This window comes from Lentzea sp. DG1S-22 (genome assembly GCF_036321065.1).
Classification (GTDB): domain Bacteria; phylum Actinomycetota; class Actinomycetes; order Mycobacteriales; family Pseudonocardiaceae; genus Lentzea; species Lentzea jiangxiensis.
In genome coordinates this window covers 1,120,654-1,141,697 of record NZ_CP143276.1, presented here as the reverse complement: position 1 = coordinate 1,141,697, position 21,044 = coordinate 1,120,654, and the positions used below count along the sequence as shown (strand labels likewise).

Sequence of the window (21,044 nt, the reverse complement as noted above, 5' to 3'; positions counted from 1 at the left end):
TCGCGGGGTGACGTCGGGGTCGCGGTTCACGGGGAATTTCTCCGGCTTCGGGTGCTCGGTGCGGTGATCACCGCCCTGACGCGTTCCGCCCGGCCGTGCCGTGAAGGCGCGCGCCGGTACGACGTCCTGACGGGCCCCGCCGCGAAGGGCGCTGGGGAAGCGCATTCCACGGCGAGTGGCAGGGGTGTGCCGACGCCAAGGTAGGGAGGTCCCGCGACGCCTCCCAAACAGCTGTTCCGTTTTTCGGTACGCGCGAGACCCGGCTCGACGCGGAGACGGCCACGGGTCCCGAAATTCGGAACGGTCGTTGGCCGCCGCGCCCGGCCGTCGTCTTACATCGGGCGACACCCCTGCCCAGCGAGATTGACGAGGGCCCATTGATGAAGGCCGCCCAGAGCCACCCGCGCGGTGCGATCGCCGTCGTCGGCATGGCGTGCCGCGTACCCGGTGCGCGAGACCTCGACGAGTTCTGGCGGCTGTTGCGCAGCGGTGAGGACACCATCTCGACCGTGCCGCCGGAGCGCTGGGACGCCACGCTCGCGCCCCGGGACGCCGCGGCCCGTTTCGGTGGTTTCGTGGACGACGTCGCGGGCTTCGACGCCGAGTTCTTCGGCATCTCGCCGCGCGAGGCCGCCGCGATGGACCCGCAGCAGCGTCTCGTCCTCGAGCTCTCGTGGACCGCCCTGGAGAACGCCGGCATCGTGCCCGCGACGCTGGCGGGCCGCAACGTCGGTGTCTTCGTCGGCGCCCTGCGCGACGACTACGCCGTGCTCAGCCACGTGCACGAGGACTCCATCTCGCCCACCACCATGACGGGCACCCAACGGGCCGTCATCGCGAACCGCGTCTCCTACTTCCTCGGCCTGCGCGGTCCCAGTCTCACCGTCGACACCGCGCAGTCCTCCTCGCTGGTCGCGGTGCACCTGGCGACGACCAGCCTGCGCGCCGGCGAATCCGACCTGGCGGTCGTCGCGGGCGTGAACCTGAACCTGCTGCGCGCCGCCGCGGTGACCGCTTCGCGGTTCGGCGGCCTGTCCGAGGACGGCCGGTGCTTCACCTTCGACGAGCGGGCCAACGGTTTCGTCCGCGGCGAAGGCGCCGGTGTGGTGGTGCTCAAACCGCTGGACAAGGCGATCGCGGACGGCGACCCGGTGCACTGCGTGCTCCTGGGCACCGCGGTCAACAACGACGGGGCGACCGAGGGCCTCACGGTGCCCAGCGCCGAAGCGCAGGCGGACGTCGTGCGCGCGGCCTGCGCCGACGCCGGGGTGGCGCCGTGCGACGTCCAGTACGTCGAACTGCACGGCTCCGGCACCAGGGTCGGCGACCCGCTGGAGGCAGCGGCGCTGGGAGCGGCCCGCGCGGGCGCGGGCACGCTGGCGGTGGGGTCGGTCAAGACCAACATCGGCCACCTCGAAGCCGCGGGTGGCATCCTCGGCCTGATCAAGACGGCGCTGAGCCTCGGCCACGCGGAGATCCCGCCCAGCCTCCACCACGACCGCCCCAACCCGGACATCGCTCTGGACGAGCTGGGCCTGCGCGTTGTCACGGCAGCGGAGCCCTGGCCCGTGGCGGAGCGGGGGCGCCTGGCCGGGGTCAGCTCGTTCGGCATGGGCGGCACGAACTGCCACGTCGTGCTCGGAGCCGCGCCGGTTACCGCCGAGGCCGCGGGCGGCACCTCGGCGGAGCCGGGTGGCGCCGTGCCGCTGCTGCTGTCGGGGCGGACGGAGCAGGCGCTGCGGGACCAGGCCGACCGGCTGCTCTCCCACCTCGCCGCGGCACCGGAGGCCGGCGTCGCCGAGGTCGCCCGGGCCGCGGCGCTCACCCGCACGTCGTTCCGGCACCGTGCCGTCGTGGTGGCCGCCGACCGCGACGAGCTGGTGCCGTCGTTGCGCGCGCTGGCCGACGGCCTGCCGGACCAGCGGGTCGTTCAGGGCCGGGTCCGCGCGCCGGGCCGGACGGTGTTCGTCTTCCCCGGCCAGGGTTCGCAGTGGGCCGGCATGGCCGCGGCGCTGCTGGAGTCCTCGCCGGTCTTCCGCGCCAGGGTCGACGACTGCGCGCGGGCGCTGGCACCGTTCACCGACTGGTCGTTGCACGACGCGTTGACCACCGGCGAGGGGCTGGACCGCGTCGACGTCGTCCAGCCGGCTCTGTTCGCCGTCATGGTGTCCCTGGCGGCGGTCTGGGAGTCGCTCGGCGTGCGCCCCGACGTGGTGGTGGGCCACTCGCAGGGCGAGATCGCCGCGGCCTGCGTGGCGGGAGCGCTCACCCTCGACGACGCGGCGAAGATCGTCGCGCTCCGGTCCCGTGCGCTCACGGTGCTCGCGGGCACCGGCACGATGGCCGTGGTGTCGCTGCCCGAGGCAGAGGTCCGGGCCCGGCTGACCGCCTTCCCCGGCCTCGAGGTCGCGGCGCTCAACAGCCCCACCTCCACCGTGGTGTGCGGCCCGGAGAACGACGTGAACGGGTTCGTGGCGGTGTGCCAGGCGGAAGACCTCCGCGCACGCCGGATCGCCGTCGACTACGCCTCGCACTGCTCGGCGGTGGAGGCGATGCGCGAGCAGTTGCTGCACGACCTGCGGGACGTGGCTCCACGCGAACCCGAGATCGCTTTCCACTCCACGGTCACCGGCGAGGGGCTCGGCTCGCGCTTGGTCGACACCACCTACTGGTTCGACAACCTGCGCCGTCCCGTCCTGTTCGCCCCGGCCGTCACGGCCCTGCTCGACGAGGGGTGCTCGGTCTTCGTCGAGATCAGCCCACACCCGGTCCTCACCGGCGCGGTGGGCGAGATCGCGGAGGCTGCGGGCACCGGGCTCGTCGTCTCCGAGACCCTGCGCCGCGACGACGGCGACTGGTCGCGGGTGCTCGGCTCCGCCGCGACGCTGCACACCGCCGGGGTCGCCGTCGACTGGCGGCGAGCCCTCCCCGAGCCCACCGGCGGACGGTTGCGGCTGCCGACCTACCCGTTCCAGCGCAAGGCCCACTGGCTCCCGCTCTCGTCCGCTCCGGCCGCGCTGCCCGTCGCCGCACACCGGGACGTCCAGCCGCCGGAGCCCGCCGCCGACGAGCCGGTGGTGGACGTCCGCCAGCTGCTCAAGCTGGTCCGGGCGCACACCGCGATCGTCCTGGGCCACGCCGACGCGGCCTCGGTGGAGCCGGACCTCACCTTCAAGGAGATGGGGCTGGACTCGCGAATGGCCGTCGAGCTCCGCGGCCGCCTCAACGACGCCACCGGCGCCGGGCTGCCCACCGGCGCGGTCTACGACCACCCGACCCCGGCCCGCTTGGCCGAGGCCGTGCACGCGCGCCTCGGCGGCGAACAGACAGCCGCTGCGGCGCCGTCCGCGGGCACGGCGGTCGAGGAGGACGACCCGATCGCTGTCGTCGCGATGGCGTGCCGGTTGCCCGGCGCCGACTCGCCGGACGAGCTCTGGCGGATCCTCTCCGACGGCTCCGACCAGACCGGCGGTCTTCCGCTCGACCGCGGCTGGGACCTCGACCACCCGGTGCGCATCGCCACCGCGCGCGGAGGTTTCCTCGACGACGCGGCGGAGTTCGACGCGGACCTGTTCGGGGTCTCGCCCCGGGAGGCCGCCGCGATGGACCCGCAGCAGCGTCTGCTGCTGGAGCTCGCGTGGGAGTCGTTCGAACGCGCGGGCATCGACGCCACGGCGCTGCGCGGCAGCCGGACCGGGGTGTTCGCCGGGGTGATGGCGCAGGACTACGGACCCCGCATGCACGCGCCGTCCGAGGAGCTGACCGGGCACCTGCTGACCGGCGGGGCCACCAGCGTCGCCTCCGGTCGCATCGCGTACACGTTCGGGCTGCGCGGCCCGGCCATCACCCTCGACACCGCCTGTTCCTCCTCCCTGGTGGCCGTCCACATGGCCGCGCGGTCGCTCCGGGCGGGCGAGTGCACCCTGGCGCTCGCCGGCGGGGCGACGGTCATGGCCACACCGGGCCTGTTCGTGGAGTTCGAGAAACAGGGCGGTCTCGCACCGGACGGCCGCTGCAAGCCGTTCTCGGCCGCGGCCGACGGCACCGCCTGGGGCGAAGGTGCCGGGCTGGTCCTGCTGGAGCGCCTGTCGGACGCCCGGCGCAACGGGCACCCGGTGCTCGCGGTCGTCCGGGGCAGCGCGGTCAACTCCGACGGCGCCAGCAACGGTCTCACCGCGCCGAGCGGTCTCGCGCAGGCCGAGGTCATCCGCGACGCGCTGGCCGCGGCGGCGCTCACCGAGAGCGACGTCGACGCCGTCGAGGCGCACGGCACGGGCACGGTGCTGGGAGACCCCATCGAAGCCCAGGCACTGCTGGACACCTACGGCCGCGCGCGTTCCGCGGAACGACCGGTGTGGCTCGGGTCGCTCAAGTCCAACATCGGGCACGCGCAGGCTGCGGCCGGTGTGGCCGGGTTGATCAAGATGGTGCTCGCGATGCGCCACGGCCTGCTCCCCCGCACGCTGCACGCGCAGCAGCCGACGCCCCACGTGGACTGGTCGCCCGCCGCGCTGCGGCTGCTGACCGAGGCCGTGGCGTGGCCCGCGGGCCGGTCCCCGCGCCGCGCGGCGGTGTCGGCGTTCGGCATCAGCGGCACCAACGCCCACGTCATCGTCGAGGAGGCTCCCGCCACGGACGCCCCGGTGCCGGAGCCCGGCGGAACCGCGCTGGTCGCGTGGCCGTTGTCCGCCGCGACGCCGGCGGCCCTGCAGGCCCGGGCCAGGCAGCTGCACGAGTTCGCGGACGGCCGTGGCGATCTGTCCGCGGTCGGTGCGGCCCTCGGCCGCCGACGGAGCGCGTTGCGGGAACGCGCTGTCGTACTGGCCGAGGACCGGGCGGCGCTCCTGCCCGCCGTGGCGGCGCTGGGTGCCGGCGACCTGGCGGAGGACGTGGTGCGCGGCCACGTGACCGGCGGCGGCACGGCGTTCCTGTTCCCCGGCCAGGGCTGCCAGCGCGCCGGCATGGGCGTCGAGCTCGCGGCGACGTTCCCGGTGTTCGCCGAAGCCCTGCGGGAGGCCTTCGCCCACCTCGACCCGGAGCTGCCCGGGATCATCGCGGAGGACCAGGACCGGCTGAACCGGACCGAGCACGCCCAGCCGGCCCTGTTCGCGATCGAGGTGGCGCTGTACCGGTTGCTGCGCGACTGGGGCCTGACGCCCGGCTTCGTGGCGGGTCACTCGATCGGCGAGATCGCCGCCGCGCACGTCGCGGGTGTGTTGTCGCTGCCGGACGCGTGCCGCCTGGTGACCGCGCGGGGGCGTTTGATGCAGGCACTTCCGGCCGGTGGCGTGATGGCCGCGGTGCGGGCCGCGGAGGAGGACGTCGTTCCCCTGCTCACCGGCGAAGTGGCCATCGCGGCGGTCAACGGCCCCCGGTCGCTGGTGCTCTCCGGTGCGGAAGACGCGGTTGTCGCGGTCGCGCAGCGGTTCGGTCCGGTCAAGCGCCTGGCGGTGAGCCACGCGTTCCACTCGCCGCTGATGGAGCCGATGCTCGCCGAGTTCCGGCGGGTGGCCGAGGGGCTCACGTACCTCCCGGCGCGGATTCCGGTGGTGTCGACCGTGACCGGTCGCCTCGCCTCGGGAGACGACCTGCGCTCGGCGGACTACTGGGTCCGGCACGCGGCGAACGCCGTGCGGTTCCACGACGCCGTCACGACCCTGGCCGACGAGGGCACGCGCACCTTCCTGGAGCTCGGTCCCGACGGGGTTCTCAGCGCCCTGGCCGCGGCCGGTCTGGAGTCGGCGGACGACTGCCTGTTCGCTCCCCTGCTGCGTCGAGGCCGGGAGGAGGCCCGGGCGGCGGTGACCGCGGTCGCTTCCGCTCACGTCCGCGGGGCCGAGGTGGACTGGGCGCGGGTGAACGGTCTCGAACTGGCTCCGATGGTCGATCTGCCGACGTATCCCTTCCAGCACAAGCACTACTGGGCGAACGCCGTGCGGGAGAGCCGGGACGCCGCCGAGCTGGACACGCGCGCTTGGCGTTACCGGGTGGCCTGGCAGCAGGCCCCGGCCCGGTCGGCGGCGCGCCCGGCGGGCACCTGGCTGGTGCTGGCGGACGCGCGTCACGACCAGGCGTGGACGCGGGCGGTGGCCTCCGGGTTGATCGACTGCGGTGCACACGTCAAACACCTGCTGCTAGAGGAGGACGGCCTCGACGGCCTTCCGGCGCGACTCGGTGGGATCGGCCCCGTCACCGGGGTCGTCTCGCTGCTCGGACTGGCCGATCGTCAGGTCTCGGGTGTTCCCGCCGGGCTCCGCTCGACGTTCGCCCTGCTGCGCGCTGCCGGCACCCTGGGAGCTCCGGTCTGGCTGCTCACCGAGCACGCGGCCGGGACCTCGGCGGGCGACCCCGTGCGCAACCCGCGGCAAGCGCAGGTGTGGGGCGTCGGCCAGGTGGCCGCTCTCGAGCAGCCGGAGTCCTGGGGCGGTCTCGTCGACCTGCCCGCCGAACCCACCGCGGACGCGGTCGACTCCCTGCTCGCGGTGCTGGCGGATCCGGCCGGTGAGGACCAGTTCGCCGTGCGCGCCGATGGCGTGCTGGTACGACGGGTCGTTCCGGTCCGGCACGAGCGGGCGAACCGCTCCCGCCGCTGGCGTCCCGAGGGCACCGTGCTCGTCACGGGCGGCACCGGCGCGCTCGGCGCGCACCTGTCCCGCTGGCTGGTCGCCGAAGGCGCCGAGCACGTCGTGCTGGCCAGCAGGCGGGGTGCGGCAGCGGTGCCGTCCGGTGGTCTCGCGCACCAGGACGACCGGGTGACCGCCGCGTCCTGCGACGTCACGGACGAAGCGCAGGTCAAGAACCTGATCGCGGAGCTCGCGGCGGAGGGACGGCCGGTGCGCACGGTGGTGCACGCGGCAGGGGTGAACGTCACCCGCCCGCTGGCCGAGACCTCGGAGGCCGACCTGACCGCGGTGCTCGCGGCCAAGGTCGTGGGGGCACAGGTGCTCGGTGACCTGCTGGTCGCGGGCCAGGTGGACGAGCTCGTCCTGTTCTCCTCGGCCGCCGGTGTCTGGGGCGGCAAGGGGCAGAGCGCGTACGCCGCGGCCAACGCGGGCCTGGACGCACTCGCCGGGAGCCTGCGCGCCCAGGGCCACCGCGCGACCTCGATCGCCTGGGGCATGTGGGCCGGCGAGGGCATGGGCGCCGACGACGCGCTCGCCACCAGGCTCGCCCGGTCCGGGATGCGCGCCCTGCAACCCGAACCGGCGCTGCGAGCGCTCCACGAGGCGCTCACCGCGGACGAGCCGGCGCTGACCATCGCCGACATCGACCGCCAGCGGTTCGCGTCGCTGTTCTCCTCCGAGAGGGAACGCCACCTCCTGGACGAGTTCCTGGACGCCCCCGCCGCCGACACCACGACGCAGGGCGGCACCGAGCTGGCCGACCAGCTCGCCGCCCTGCCGGCGGACAGGCGCCACGGTCACCTGCTCGACCTCGTGAAGCGCGTGGCCGCGGCCGTCCGCGGCGAGGACGACGCCGCCCTCATCCCGCCGGACCAGGCGCTGAGGGACCTCGGCTTCGACTCGCTCATGTCGGTCGAGCTGCGGAACAGGCTGGCCACCGCGACCGGCCTGGCGCTGGCGAGGACGCTGGTGTTCGAGCACCCCACCGTCGAGGCGCTCGCCCGTCACCTCGGTGAGGAGCTCCGCGGCGAGGACGAGGACGTCCTGGCGGTCCTGGGCAAGCTCGAGGCCGCGTTGGCCGCGAACCCGGACCACCTGCCCGACGTGGTCACGCGTCTGCAGGGGCTGCTCACCCGGCTGGGTGGCCAGACCCCCGCGCCCGGCGGTGGACTCGACATCGCCACCGACGACGAGCTCTTCGAGCTCATCGATGGCGAGCTGTCGTTCGAGACCCCCGCGAACGGCCTGGCCTCCGAGGAAGAACACGGCAGCTCCTGATCGGCGGTTCCCGTAGCGAGAACGTTCGATGCCGGCCCGGTCACCCTGTGGGGTGGCCGGGCCGGAGGCCGCACGGCGCCGGTTGGGCGATCCGCTCTCCACGGCGGGTGCAGCGGGCGCGACAGCTCGTCGTGGCAGCTTTCTTCCACTATCCGATCGCCGTCGAGAAAAGCGATGCGATCGGCGCGTCGGACCGTCCGCATCCGATGCGCGACCATCACGACCGTCCGGCCGGCCATCAGGCGGTCGATGCCGTCGTGGACTGCTGAAGTGCGGCTCACTCGGAAATCGTGAAGCAGCGCGACCACATCGCCGACCTCATGGAGCAGATCCGCGATGCTGAGGCCAAAGTGGACAGACGACACGACCCAACGCGTTACCGCAGCAGGCAGCGACGTGCGCTTTCAAGATCGAAGGATCGCAGAGCTCGAAGTTCGGTGCGTCATCCCCAGGTGAGCGGGTCCAGGTGGAGGTAGAACCGTTGCCGATCGGCATCGAGCGCGATGCCGTAGTCACCGGCGAAGGTGTCGTCGGCGACGATCGCCTGGTTCTCGTCGTCCCACGTTTCCCGGGCATTGGCGAGAAGCAAGGCGATGTCGGCGTACCGGTCTGCCCGGCCAAGCCGTCCGAGATCGATGAATCCGACGAAGTCGAACGTGTCAGCGTTCAGGATGATGTTGGGCAGGCACAGATCACCGTGACAGACGACGGTGTCGGCCGCCTCCTGCCCAAGGCGGCGGTCGAGTTGCACGGCAAGCCTCGCGAGCAGTTCGGCAGGCGCCGCCTGCTGCTGCTCGACCGGCAAGAATTCCGGGTTGACCGCACCCCTCGCGACGACGTCCCGGGCGATGGCGAACATCTGCCCCAAGTCTCGGACGAACGGGCAGTCGTCGACGGATAACGCGTGCAACCCGCGCACAGCCTCGGCAATGGACGGCCACGCCTGCCGAAGCGCTCCAGCCGACACGCTGTCGGCGGGCACCCCGCAGACAGCGCTGGTCACCAAACACGCACCGTCATCGTCGGCGGTCCAGTCGAGCACCAATGGCCCGGGAACACCGCTGGCGCTGAGCCAGTCGACCCGATCTCGTTCCTGTGCCAGGAGATCCTGTTGTCCTCCCGGTACGCACTTCGCGTAGCGCGAGCCGTCAGCACTGCGGAAAACACGAGCGCCCGACTCTCCGCTCGTGACGGGCTCCCACTCACGAACCGGTGACCACCCAGACATGAAGATCATCGTAGTGGCAGGCCTGTTCGGCCTCGAGCGGATGTAGACGGAGACTACCTGCGAACGACAGCACGCCATCTACCTGTGGTCACCGAGCGGAGAAGCCATTCCAGCGGCCCGTAGCGGTGGCTGCGAAGCCACAGCGCGCTGAGTACCAGCTGGACCGCGTAGATGCCGAGGACGACCCCGACGACCGCGCCGTAGGACAGGCGGCCCACCAAGCCGAACCCGTACGCGGTGAAGACGACGCCCAAGATGACCGATTGCAGGATGTAGTTCGACAGCGCGACGCGGCCCGCCGGGGCGAACACCTCGGCGACACGGGTGTCGAACAGGCGCAGCAGTGCGGCGACATAGGCACCGGTGAGCAGTGGCGCGGTGAGGATGCTGACGCCCATCGCGAGGGTTTCGGCGCCGCTTCCCGGGTGGTTCACCACGACGTAGGCGTAGAAGGCGGCGCCGGTGAGTCCGATCGGCGCACCGGCACGCAGCAGCCACGACCACAGTGCCCGGTACCGCCGAGGTTCGGCGAGCACCTGCCGCTTGCCTGCCGCGAACCCGAGCAGGAACATCGCCATCGCGCTGGGAGCCTGCACGAACACCACGAGTTGGAGCGTCTCGGGCAGTCGTCGCAGGTGTTCGGCGACAACCGTCTCAGGAGTCCCCTGATACGCGGCCACCGTCTCGGCGACCCGTGCGGACACCGCGGTGGCGTCGATCGGGGTGTGGGTGAACACGTCGAGGACTCCCAACAGTGTCCACAACACGCCACTGACGAGTAGCAGGCTCACCGCCAGCCACACCGCGCGTCTGGGAGAGATGCCGCGCAGCGTCAGCAGTACGAGGCCGAGCACTGCGTAGGTGGTGAGGATGTCGCCGTGGAACAGCAGCACGGCGTGCGCGGAGCCGATCGCCATGAGCCCGGCGTGCCGTCGCAGCATCCGCGGCCAGAACGCGGCGCCCGCGCGGGCCGCGGAGTTCATCTGCAACGTGAAGCTGTACCCGAACAGGAACGAGAACAGCAGGTAGAACTTGGTCTCGAAGAACATCGAGACGATCCACTGGATGACCGGATCGCGTGCCGGGTCGGCGATCCCGGAGACGTAGTAGCCGGTCGCGAACGCCCACACGTTCACAGCCAGGATGCCGAGCAAAGCGAACCCGCGCAGCGCGTCCAACCGCACAAGGCGGGAGCTGGTCGTCACGACACACCTTTCATAGATCGATCAGTCGGTCTAATATTGATGGCGGTGACCCTCCCCCGTCAACCTCCTGGTTGAATCGAGCCATGCGCACCGTCGACCCAGCCAAGCGCCAGGCGAAGCGACTCCAGATCCTGGAGGCCGCGGCGCGGTGCTTCGCGCGGACCGGGTTCGGCCAGACCCGCACCGCCGACATCTGCGCCGAGGCGGGCATGAGCCCTGGCAACCTGTTCTACTACTTCGGCAGCAAGCAGGAGATCTTCGCGGCGGTCGTCGAACAGGACGGCGACGACACCTCGGCACTGTTCGCCGACCTGTCGACCGCCGAGCCCTGGGACGCGCTGACGAAGTTCTTCGACCTGGTCATCGACCTGGCCTCGGACACGGAGTACGCCCGCCTCGTCCTCGAGATCTCCGCCCAAGCCCACCGCGACGAACAGATCGCGGAATTGGTCGCGGCCAACGACCGGTCGGTGCGGTCCGGCTTGGCCGACCTGGTCGAGCGAGCCACCGAGGCTGGCCGGATCGACCCCGGGCTGGACCCGGTGACGACCGCCACCTGGCTCGCCACCCTGGTGGACGGCTTGTTCAACCGCGTCGCGGTGGACGCGAGCTTCGCACCGGAGCGCGAACGCGAAACACTACGTCTGGTTCTCACCCGGCTTCTGCGCCCTACGGCCCAAGCCGAATCCTGACGTTCCAGTGGTGTGGAGCCCGGTACGGCCAGCGCCGGTTCATTTCAGATGACCGTTGGACGTGCAGCCGTCAGAATCTGCCGCATGCTGAATCCGCCGCAGATCCGCAGCCGCCTGGGTGAGAGCGCCGCAGCGGCCTGGCAGGGCGACCGGTTCGTCCTGGACGAGACCGCGTCCTGGCTCACCTCGGTGACCGCACGTGAGTTGCTGCGGATCGACCACAACGCTCGTCAGTTCCGCTACGAGGGGCCGGCGCTGGGAGAGCCGGAGAAGTGGACGAGCGAGGTTCTGGCGAGCCCGGTGCCTGTCGTCGCGGTGCTGGCCAGCATGCACCCGAACGGATACGTGCGTGAGCGCGCCGTTCGGTCGTTGGTCACCTCGCCCGATGCGTTGAGCGATCGCGCGCTGGCAGTCCGGGTCAGCGACCACATCAAGGCGATCCGCGAAGTGGCTGTACGTGAGGTGCTGCGACGACGGACGTTGGACAACGCCGACCGCGTGGTGCCGCTGTTGCACCGGATCGAGCAGCGCGGCCGGGGTTTCGAGGTCTCGGACCTGTACCTGCGCGCATTGGTCACCGAGCACGGTGAGGCGAACGTGTGGGCCCGCTTGCGGAGTTCCGCGGACCACGACCTCCGGCGCGCCGCCTTCCGGCACAGCTTCGACTCCGGCCTGCTCGGGCTGCCGGATGCGATCGTGCTGCTGCCCGGCGAGAGGGACCAGGTGGTCCGGCGGCGGCTCCTCGCGGTCATCGCCGGCTCGGCGGCTCCCGACACCATCGCCGGGGTGCTGCTGCGGGACCGGTCCGCCGAGAGCCGCACCCTGGCCTTGGTGAAGCTGACGGCCGCGCAGCTCGACCCGGCCGACGTGGAGCGGCTTCTGCTCGATTCCTCTGTGCTCACCCGTATGTGGGCTCGTCGTCGCTGGCAGGAGATGGGACGCGATCCAGCCGTCGTCTATGCCGCGTCCGCGCGTTCCACCGCCACGCCGGTCGTGCGCGCTCGCGCCTACATCGGCCTCGCCGAGACCCGCACCGCCATCGAACGCCGGGAGGTCGTCGCTCTCGCCCGCAGCACGGAGCTTCCGCTGCGGAAAGTCGGCCTGTCGTTGCTGCGGAGCCGTGCCACCGCGGAGGACGTCCCGATGTTGCTCCAGTCGGTAGCCGGCGATCACTCGCGAGTGGCTCGCCTGGCCGGCGAGGTCCTCGTCGACAACCCTCGCTTGTGGACCCTGACCGAACTGGCGCCGCTCAAGGCGGCCGAGGACCCGGAACTCCGCCGCCGGGCCTGGTGGATCCACCGCCGCCGCGGCGGGTGGGAAGCGGTCATCGCTGATCTCGAGCTCCTCCACGACTCCGACCCGCGACTGGTCGGCTTGGGCCGGCAACGCGACCTGCCGATGTACTCGCGGCCGACCGCCACGCAGCAGCGGCGCATCACGGACCTGCTTTCCACCGCTCCCATCGATCGCCGTCAACGTCGCTTCACCGCTTTCGCCGCGGGACTTCCCGACTTGGCCGAGGCAAGCGAACGAGACCACGCCCAGAGCGGCTGAGCTGATCACGAGGGTGGCACTCTTCGCCGAGGCTGTTCGCGCTGTGCCCAGAACGTCCGCTGTTCGGCATCATCACGCTCAAGCAACGCGCTCTGCGGCATGAGCGGACGGTCGGGTGGTGCACGACGGTCGCCCCGCGACGCTGCACTTCCGCGGCAGTCGGCGTGCGGCACGATGATCTGGTGTTGGTTCAGGTGGAGAGGGTCGTCTGCTCTCCGGATGATGTTGTGCTGGTCTACGCGCGCACCACGTCGAATGGGAACTGGACGAGGAGTTCCGGCGGGGAGTCGACTGCTCGCAGGTTGAGGTCGAGGAACCGCTTGTGCGGCAGAACGAGCGCGGGATCTTCTTCCCGGGCCGACTGGGGTTCGCAGCAGCTGATCAGGTGTCGGCATTCGCGCACCTGGAGTTTGCCGGTGCGTTGATCCTTCTCGGTCATGTAGACGCCCTGCCCGAAGGCCTGGCTGGTTCGTGGGTCGAACTTCACCTCGCACCGGAGAAGGTCAAGGTCTACCCCTACCTGACATGATTCGTCAGCCGCCTGATCTGCCCGCTCATCGGCATGAGCGGAACTTCCGTGGTCTCGTTCATGTCAGGGAGCGTCCGGGGAAGCGAGGCGTCGGTTCGCTGACCTGAGATGCGTCATTAGGCGTCCCCGTCGTCGGTGACAGCGGGATCTCGGCCGCGGACCACCGGCAGGTGCGCGGGTGGCTGACCAGCGACTCCGGCCGTGGGGATCGGCGTGTGGCGCGCACCGAGGACAGGCCGCAGCCCAGCGCGGGGATCGCTGCTGTTGCCGGAGAGCCTGCGATCACGGGGAACCTCGCGCCTTCACCTCAAAGTGTTCAAATCACCCTCGCATTCCCGCGGACGGGAGCGGACGGTGGCCTTTTCGACCACCCTTGACACCGTAAAGAGTGCAGTTCTGCAACTTGCACGGAAGAGGATGGAATCAGTGGAAGTCTCGGCAGCTCGTTGTTGATGTTCGGCGATTCATGACTTCGACATGGCGATTCACATTTCATGGAGTTCACTCTTGTGAGCGTATTTGTACGTCGCTTCTGCATGGCGGCGAAATTTCGCGCTTTCATGTCCTCAGGTCTCCCGGTACTCATCACATGCAGGAGGACAGGGAAATGGGTGGATCCAGATTCGCGATCACGGCGTCGGCCATCGCGCTGACGACCTCGGGGTTGCTCGTGGCCGCAGCAGGCGCGGCTCAAGCGGAGTCGGGGTACGACAACATCAGCATGTACAAGCAGGAGAAGACCCAGTGGTGCTGGGTCGCCTCCGGCCTGACGATCTCCAAGTACCACGGCCTCGGTAGCACGCAGGCGGACTTCTGCAACCGGGCCCAGCCCTACTACGGCTGCAACAACCAGCCGGCCACGCTCGACGACATGGCCAGGGGCTGGAGCAGCCTCGGCATGGCCCACCCCGGCTCGGGCCTGAGCAGCGCGGCCTCGTTCAACCAGGTCTACACCGACGTCAAAGCCGCCCGTCCCGTTGGTGCGCGCATCGGGTGGACTTCAGGCGGGGGCCACATGAACGTCGTTTACGGCTTCGACACGTCGAAGAACACCATCGCGGTCGCTGACCCGTGGCCGGACACCGCCACCTACACGTGGTGGAACTACAGCGACTACGTCAACAACAGCTCGTTCAAGTGGACCCACTCCCGGATCGGCATCTCCCGTTAAGGCAGGCATCATGCGCGAACCAAGAACGTCTGGACGGTGGGCCGCTTCGCGCCTTTCCCGCCTGACCGCTGTGCTGGCAATGGGCGCATCCGTGCTGCTGTCCGCCACCGGACCCGTCCACGCGGCCCCGGTCAACGACCCGCTCCCGGTGGACATCCCCGACTACCAGGCCGCTCTCGACGCTGTGAGGTCGACCGACATCCGCAACGCCGTGTGCCGCTTCCTCAGCGTGCCGGTGCCCCAGGGCGGGTCCGACACGGTGCAAACAATCCCGGACAAGGCCGATCCGTGCGAAGGCATGCCCGCCTTCACGATCAAGGATCCGCTGCCGGTCAGCGAGATCACGCCGGGCTTCGTCGCGGGCACGTCCCAGCCGATCGCTGCCGAGGCGGTCAAGTTGACCCGTCTGGTGTCCTCGCTGAGCACCACCGTCAACGACCGCCAGGTCACCGTCATGCTCGCTCCTACGCAGGGCGGCGGCTGGCACCTGGCGGCTGTGCGCGAGGGTGACGACGACGCCACGTACGCCGACAAGGCCGGTGTGGGGACCCTGGTGTTCGCCGAGCCGCAGATCCGCGGCTGGTACCTGCTGAAGCTCGTCACGGTGGAGCCGCTCAACGACCAGGCACGGGAAGGGTTGGGCGGCAGGTCGTCGATGTCGCTGAGCGACTACCAGAAGCTGGTCAAGGCCCGTTATGCCGACAAGCTGCCCGCATCGGAGTACGACACCAAGGGAATGTCGAGCGGCTACGGCAGCGCGAGCGGGGCGGAGGGCGCGTCGTCCACGGCGCCGGCGCTCGTCGGCGGTTCAAGTGCGGCGCTCGTGCTCGTGGCAGGCGCCTTCTTCCTCTTCCGCCGCCGACGCAACACCACCGGCTGAATCTTCCGCTTCGCCCGGTACCCGGCACCTGCTGGGGTCGGGGCGAAGCCGTGCAGCGGGTCCGCGCACGCCGCTCCGTCAGGATGACGGTGGGAATGCGAACAACAAGACGTCCTGAAGTCCTGGTCACCGCCGGAGCCGTTCTCGCCAAACGAACGCATGGCCGGCCTGCTCTGTCGGTTGGTGGAGTGCGGCCCGCATCCGCGGGCCGCACTCTTTTGTGCGCTATCGGGCACCGGTCCACCACCAGCCGAGCCGCCAGGATTTTCCAGCCTTCCGACACCGACCGCGAGCAACCACGGTCACTTCGAAGCGATGTCGGTGCAGTTGACCTTCTTGTCCGGCAACTGGCCGGTGGTCAGGAATGTCACCGTCACCTCGTCCACGCACCGGGAGCCTTGGTTGTAGACGTAGTGCCCGCCGTTGTCCGCGCCGACGAACGCCGCTCGCCCGCCGAGGACCTCGTGCAGTCCCAAGCCGTCCTCCCACGGTGTGGCGTTGTCCCTGCGGTTCTGCAGGATCAGCGTGTTGCGCGGTCCCTTGCCGGTCACGCGGACGGGTTCTTCGACGGGCTTGGGCCAGAACGCGCACGCCCAGATGTTGGCGGGCATCCCCGCGGTGAGCGGCCAGGCAGCGCGGTCCTCGGCGGTGCGGCGGGCGTACTCGTCGACGTCGTCGGACCACCGGGCGTCGCCACAGGTCAGTGCGAGGAACATGGTGGCCTGGTTGTCGGCCGGCACGCCGGGGGTCGGCGGCGGCGCGGTGAACACCTGCCGCAGCACCTGGCCGTCCGCCTCGGTGAGCTTGCCGTCGGCCAGCCCGACGGTCGCCTTCCAGAACTGCGCGAGCACCGGAAGGGTCTTGTTGTCCAGCAGGAGGCTGTAGGTGACGGTGCGCAGCATCGAACCCGTCAGGGCGTGCGGGGTGCCGGGTACGGGCGCGGGGGTGCGGTCGAGGCGGTCGGCGAGTCCGAGGTACTTCTGGGTCACCTCGTCGACGGTGCGACCGAGCCCGAGCGTGGCGTGCTGCGCCGCGGCAACCCTTGCCGCGTCGGGGAAGCGTTCCGACATGGCCTTGCCCCAGTTGTCCTTGGCGTTGGCCCAGACCTTCGTGGGGTCGACGTTGCCCTCGAGGACCACCCGGTCGGCGCGCTCCGGGAACAGTGACGCGTAGACGGTGCCGAGGTACGTGCCGTAGGACTGACCCCAGTAGGAGATCCTCTCCTCACCGAGCGCCGTGCGGATGCGGTCCAGGTCGCGGGCCGTGTTGGCGGTGGTGAAGTACCGGAGCTTCTCGCCGGCGTTCGTCGCGCACCGTCCGGCGTGGGTACGGGCGTGCTCGACGTTCGCGGTGATCGAGCCGTCCGCCGCCGGGTACGGGAACAGACCGGCCAGAGACGGGTCGTCGAGGCCGCAGCTCTGCGGGGTGCTGTGCCCGACCCCGCGCGGGTCGAAGCCGATCAGGTCGTAGGCCGCCAGCACCGACGGCGGCAGAGTCGGCGCCACGACACCCGGTGTGTCCAAACCGGACAACGCCGGCCCGCCCGGGTTCAGCAGCAGCACACCGCGGCGGTCGCGGGACTGCGCCGCCGGCAGCTTCGAGACGGCCACCTCGATCTTCTCGCCACCGGGGTTGCGTTAGTCGAGCGGAACCTCCACCGTTCCGCAGACGAGCCGGGGGTCGCGACTGACACCCTGGGCCGGCGCCGGGCAGGCGCCCCAGGCGATCGGCGGCGTGGCGGCCGTCTCGGCTGTATTCGTTGCTGCGTGTTCACTTGCCGCGTCTCCTGCCGAGTCGGTGTCACAGGCCGCCACCGCGGTGACGGTGAGCGCCACCGCGCACACCAGCCTGACGAACCTCCGGGAGATACCGGTTCCCACTGACCGTTGCATTGTCTTCAACGCCCTTGCCCTTCAGGTTTCGACATACCGCGACGCACCAACGCCGTTGCCAACGAAACCTAAGGAAGACCAGGACATCACGAATCCCCTTGTCGTGGACACATCTGTGTAGTCCTCACGGGGGACAACGGCTCGCGGCCGGCTGGGCCGGCGCCCCGGTGCTGTCCTCGCCTGTTGTCCTCATGAGCGATCGGGACAAGGACGTGAGGATGGTGTTGCTGCGGCACCAGATCACCGTCCTGGAACGCGCAGGCGAAACTTCGGCCGCGCTCCTCCCCCGGTGACCGGACGTCCTCGCGGCGCTGTCGCACCGACTGCCGATCGGGGCGCTTCACCGGTTCCGACCGGTGACTCGCGCTGAAACGGTGCCGCGCTGGCACCGCGACGGCGGCTACCGAGGGCGAGGGTCGCACGCTGCTGCGGATCATCACGGCCTCGGCATCCGGGACGCCGGCGCCCACGATCGCCTGTCGGCTCGACGCGTATGGGTTCGTGATCGTGCGGTCACGACACCGAATCGTCCAAGGACCCGCCACTGGTAGTGATCATCCGCGGTAGCGTGGCCTGGTGGTGCAAGACGAGCGGGTGGTGGGGCGGTATCCGTACCCGGGGATCACGCCGGGTGAGTTCGAGGAGTACGTCGCCGGAGAACTGTTGGGGCCGCGAGGTCCCAGGTCGACGGGCTTGTGGTGAGCGCGCACGAGAAGGTCACCGGCGTGGACGGGGTCTACGAGTTCGACGCGACCGTGCGGTACCGGTTCGCCGGAATGGAGTTCTTGGTGGTGGTCGAGGCGAAGCTGCACCGCAACCCGATCAAGCGCGAGCTGGTGCAGGTGTTGCGGCAGAAGGTGCAGAGGTGGGTGCGCACAAAGGGGTGCTGGTCGCGACTTCGGCGTTCCAGGCCGGGGCCGTCGAGTTCGCCAGGACCCACGGGATCGCGCTCGTCACCGTCACCGAGGGGCGGTTCGTCTTCACCACCCGCGACACGCGCAAGGCCGCCCGGCCCGCCCTCGTGGCCTGCTTCCACGGTGGGGCGGCCTGGTCGACGGCGGTGAGGTGGGTGCGGTCGTGGGTGACCAGGACGGTGGCGGTGGCCTGCCGGTGGGTGAGACGGGTGATGAGATCGATGACGGCGGCGCCGCGTTCGTGGTCGAGGGCGCTGGTGGGTTCGTCGACCAGGAGGACGGTGGGGTCGTTCGCCAGGGCGCGGCCGATGTTGACGCGTTGACGTTGACCGCCGGAGAGCTGGTGCGGGCGACGCCCCGCCTGCGGTGTCAGGCCCAGGGCGTCGAGCAGTTCCATCGCGCGGGTGCGGGCCTTGGCCGGGGAGCGGCCGCCGATGTGGGCCATGACCTTGAGTTGTTCGGCGGCGGTGAGGGCGAGCAGCAGGTCGGGTTGCTGGAAGACGGAGCCGATCCTCTCACTCAGCGGGGAGGCAGAGTTGCGGCAGGACGAACCAGCGCAGCTCCTCGAAGTCGCCCGGCAGACCGGTGGCCTCGTCGTGGACCACGTCAGCGCGAGCAGCGAGCAGGCGCCGCGCCTCCTCCAGGTACTTCGTCAGGATCGTGTCATCGGCGCGAATCGGCGACGCGGTCGCGCGCGTGGTCACCACGGAGCGCAGATCGGGCAGCTCACGGGGAACGAGGGCCGTGCCGCGGTGCCGCCACAACCCGGTTCTCGGGTCGAAGACGTAGTCGGTCAGCAGGCGGTGGCCGTGCCGGGCGACCAGCCGCACGGCCTCGACGAGGTAATCGCGGACGGCGTCGGTGATGAAGTAGTTGAAGTTGAGGCGCACCCAGCCGGGCTTCACCCCGTGATAGCCGATCGCGGAGTTGCGGTCGTAGCCCTGGGATTGCTCGCCGTCGATGTGGAGCAGCCGGTGCCCGTAGGGACCGGCGCAGGAGCACCCGCCGCGGGACTGGATGCCGAACAGGTCGTTGAGCACGGCGACCACGAAGTTGTGGTGCAGGAACCGCTGTCCGGACCGGATGCGGAACGACACGATCGACAACCGGTCCGCGGTGCGGTTGCCGAGGATCTCGATACCGGGTTCCTGTTCCCACTCGGCGACGGCGTGCCGCCACAGCCGTTGTTCGCGGGCATGGATCACCTCGGCGCCCACGGCATCCTTGAGCGCGAACACCAGACCGGCGCGGACCGACTCGACGACCGCGGGCGTGCCGCCCTCCTCCCTGGCCACCGGGTCGTCGAGGTAGCGGTGACCTCCCGGGTGGACGAACGCCACCGTGCCGCCGCCGGGCACGGTGGGAACGCTGTTGGTGACGAGTTCGTGGCGCACCACCAGCACACCGGGCGTTTGCGGGCCGCCGACGAACTTGTGCGGTGACAGGAAAACGGCGTCTTTGTGGTCACCCTGTCCCGGTGCGCTCTCACGCATGCGAACGGGCACGTGCGGTCCGGCCGCAGCGTAGTCCCAAAAGGACAGTGCACCGTGTTCGTGCAGCAGCGCGGCAATGCCGTCGGTGTCGGTCAGCACACCTGTCACGTTCGACGCGGCGGAGAAGCTGCCGATCCGCAACGGGCGGTGGGAGTGGCGGATCAGCTGCCGGCGCAGTTCGGCGGTGTCGACGCGGCCCCACTCGTCCTCGCCGATGGCCACGACGTCCGCGACGGACTCGCGCCAGGGCAGCTCGTTGGAGTGGTGCTCGTAGGGTCCGACGAAGACGACCGGACGTTCCTCCTGCGGGATCCGGTCCGCGAGCGAGTACTTCTCGTCCAGACCGGCCGGGAGCCGGATCTCCAGCATTCCCACGAGCTTGGTGATCGCCGCGGTCGCACCGGAACCGCAGAACAGCACCAGGTCGTCCTCCGTTCCTCCGACGGACTGGCGAATGAGCAGCCTCGCCTGTTCCCGCAGCATCGTGGTGCGCCGGCTGGTGCTCGAGCTCTCGGTGTGCGTGTTGGCGTAGTAGGGCAACACCTCCGCACGAATGAAATCCTCGATGAAGTCGAGCGCCCGTCCCGATGCGGTGTAGTCGGCGTAGACCATTCTCCTTGCGCCATAAGGGGTGCCGAGCACCTGGTTGTCGCCGATGATTCCACGCCGGATACTGCCGAGCAGCGACTCGCCCGGCTCACCAGAATGGTCGCCGGTCGTCTTCCCGTTGCGGAATCCCATTAGGCGGCGGAGATTTATCATCAAAGACACCTGCACAAGTTTTTCATGACGAGCGAAGAATACACAACCCGGGTTTCCGCCGAGAACCAGTCAAGACGCCTGCGAGATGGCTTGGCCACAAAGATCCGACACGCAAGGGAATCCCGCTCGACCCGATTTCTCTTTTCCGTTCCAGTGTCGTTTCGGGAAGTTCTTCCGCCACTGGACGTCCCCGAACGTGCCGCTTGCGCTCGCGATGCCGAGGAGAACGGTCGTCGCTCAACTCGGCTGCAGTCCGCTGGACCTCACCGATGTGCCGGCGCGGCGGCCCGGACTCGGGTTCACCGTAAGCAGAACTCACGGTGCCGACCACCTGCCGTCCCGCGGTGCGGAACGAGCGGTCGACCACCTCGAACCGCGGATCGCCGGTCACATCGGCCGTACGTGCGGTCAGCAGTCCCGTCTCGCCCTGGCGCCTGATCACAACGTCTCTGCCTGCGTCATGGCCAACGGCGACATTCAGGGCATGGGCGACAGGCTGGTGTCGGAACCTCTGCGACAGCCGGTCGGCGCAAGCCTGCCGACGAGTCCAGCCCCCAGGTTCACGACGATGTCGATGGCACTGAATACGTCGGACGGTTCTGAATCAGCGACGAGCCGACGGTCGACGTGAAGAACCATTTCTCCAGTCAACTGCGAGCCGCCCCGAGAATCGAATCGATCGTGCTGGACGCAGAGAACAGAGTGTCAGCAGCACCGGGCGACGCGGCGAGGTCGAGCTGCTCAAGCGGCAAACCGCGGTCATGGACTGAGCCAGGTCTTCTGCGTACGAGATCGACCAACGTTGAGGGAGTGCGCAGATGGC

The 21,044-nt window shown here is 70.1% G+C and carries 11 protein-coding genes and 1 pseudogene; 6 read left to right on the top strand and 6 right to left on the bottom strand.

Annotated features, from left to right (window positions below; genetic code table 11):
- Positions 1–380: 380 nt before the first annotated feature.
- Positions 381–7,901 carry a type I polyketide synthase gene (locus V1227_RS05080; protein ID WP_329791294.1) on the top strand — a complete coding sequence of 2,507 codons (7,521 nt, stop codon included), beginning with the start codon at positions 381–383 and terminating at the stop codon, positions 7,899–7,901.
- A 131-nt stretch (positions 7,902–8,032) separates the two neighbouring features.
- Complete coding sequence (locus tag V1227_RS05075; RefSeq protein ID WP_329791293.1) at positions 8,033–8,170, top strand: hypothetical protein; 138 nt, start codon at positions 8,033–8,035, stop codon at positions 8,168–8,170.
- 173 nt (positions 8,171–8,343) lie between these two features.
- On the opposite strand, the gene V1227_RS05070 is transcribed toward V1227_RS05075, so the two are convergent.
- Together V1227_RS05070 and V1227_RS05065 are read right to left on the bottom strand one after the other, a co-directional pair.
- Positions 8,344–9,138 (bottom strand): APH(3'') family aminoglycoside O-phosphotransferase, encoded by a 795-nt coding sequence (locus tag V1227_RS05070; RefSeq protein WP_329791292.1) that lies wholly within the window; start codon positions 9,136–9,138, stop codon positions 8,344–8,346.
- Positions 9,139–9,182: 44 nt separating this feature from the next.
- A complete protein-coding gene (locus V1227_RS05065) occupies positions 9,183–10,334 on the bottom strand; it encodes a DUF418 domain-containing protein (RefSeq protein ID WP_329791291.1) in 1,152 nt (383 codons plus the stop codon).
- A gap of 83 nt (positions 10,335–10,417) precedes the next feature.
- On the opposite strand from V1227_RS05065, the gene V1227_RS05060 reads away from it, so the two are divergent.
- Together V1227_RS05060 and V1227_RS05055 are read left to right on the top strand one after the other, a co-directional pair.
- Positions 10,418–11,026, top strand: a complete 609-nt coding sequence (locus tag V1227_RS05060; RefSeq protein ID WP_329791290.1) for a TetR/AcrR family transcriptional regulator — start codon at positions 10,418–10,420, stop codon at positions 11,024–11,026.
- Between the two features lie 84 nt (positions 11,027–11,110).
- Positions 11,111–12,580 carry a hypothetical protein gene (locus V1227_RS05055; RefSeq protein WP_329791289.1) on the top strand — a complete coding sequence of 490 codons (1,470 nt, stop codon included), beginning with the start codon at positions 11,111–11,113 and terminating at the stop codon, positions 12,578–12,580.
- A gap of 235 nt (positions 12,581–12,815) precedes the next feature.
- Here V1227_RS05055 and V1227_RS05050 read toward each other — a convergent pair whose 3' ends face one another.
- A complete protein-coding gene (locus tag V1227_RS05050) occupies positions 12,816–13,067 on the bottom strand; it encodes a hypothetical protein (RefSeq protein WP_329791288.1) in 252 nt (83 codons plus the stop codon).
- A 649-nt stretch (positions 13,068–13,716) separates the two neighbouring features.
- On the opposite strand from V1227_RS05050, the gene V1227_RS05045 reads away from it, so the two are divergent.
- Together V1227_RS05045 and V1227_RS05040 are read left to right on the top strand one after the other, a co-directional pair.
- Positions 13,717–14,280 (top strand): papain-like cysteine protease family protein, encoded by a 564-nt coding sequence (locus tag V1227_RS05045; RefSeq protein ID WP_329791287.1) that lies wholly within the window; start codon positions 13,717–13,719, stop codon positions 14,278–14,280.
- A gap of 79 nt (positions 14,281–14,359) precedes the next feature.
- Positions 14,360–15,160: a hypothetical protein gene (locus tag V1227_RS05040; protein ID WP_329791286.1), complete on the top strand. Its 801-nt coding sequence runs from the start codon at positions 14,360–14,362 to the stop codon at positions 15,158–15,160.
- Positions 15,161–15,462: 302 nt separating this feature from the next.
- Here the strand turns inward: V1227_RS05040 and V1227_RS05035 are convergent, their stop codons facing one another.
- From V1227_RS05035 to V1227_RS05025, 3 genes and pseudogenes are all read right to left on the bottom strand, one after another.
- Positions 15,463–16,770 (bottom strand): alpha/beta hydrolase, encoded by a 1,308-nt coding sequence (locus V1227_RS05035; RefSeq protein WP_329791285.1) that lies wholly within the window; start codon positions 16,768–16,770, stop codon positions 15,463–15,465.
- 1,436 nt (positions 16,771–18,206) lie between these two features.
- A pseudogene (locus V1227_RS05030) lies at positions 18,207–18,483 on the bottom strand (ATP-binding cassette domain-containing protein); the annotation flags it as partial.
- Positions 18,482–20,236: an aminotransferase class V-fold PLP-dependent enzyme gene (locus tag V1227_RS05025; RefSeq protein ID WP_329791284.1), complete on the bottom strand. Its 1,755-nt coding sequence runs from the start codon at positions 20,234–20,236 to the stop codon at positions 18,482–18,484. The pseudogene V1227_RS05030 and the gene V1227_RS05025, both read right to left, overlap by 2 nt.
- Positions 20,237–21,044 lie beyond the last annotated feature (808 nt).

What these genes read in the sequence shown, in the direction of transcription:
- V1227_RS05080 (WP_329791294.1), top strand. Translation starts at nt 381, where the DNA reads ATGAAGGCCGCCCAGAGCCACCCGCGCGGTGCGATCGCCGTCGTCGGC.
- V1227_RS05070 (WP_329791292.1), bottom strand. Translation starts at nt 9,138, where the DNA reads ATGATCTTCATGTCTGGGTGGTCACCGGTTCGTGAGTGGGAGCCCGTC.
- V1227_RS05060 (WP_329791290.1), top strand. Translation starts at nt 10,418, where the DNA reads ATGCGCACCGTCGACCCAGCCAAGCGCCAGGCGAAGCGACTCCAGATC.
- V1227_RS05055 (WP_329791289.1), top strand. Translation starts at nt 11,111, where the DNA reads ATGCTGAATCCGCCGCAGATCCGCAGCCGCCTGGGTGAGAGCGCCGCA.
- V1227_RS05045 (WP_329791287.1), top strand. Translation starts at nt 13,717, where the DNA reads ATGGGTGGATCCAGATTCGCGATCACGGCGTCGGCCATCGCGCTGACG.
- V1227_RS05040 (WP_329791286.1), top strand. Translation starts at nt 14,360, where the DNA reads ATGGGCGCATCCGTGCTGCTGTCCGCCACCGGACCCGTCCACGCGGCC.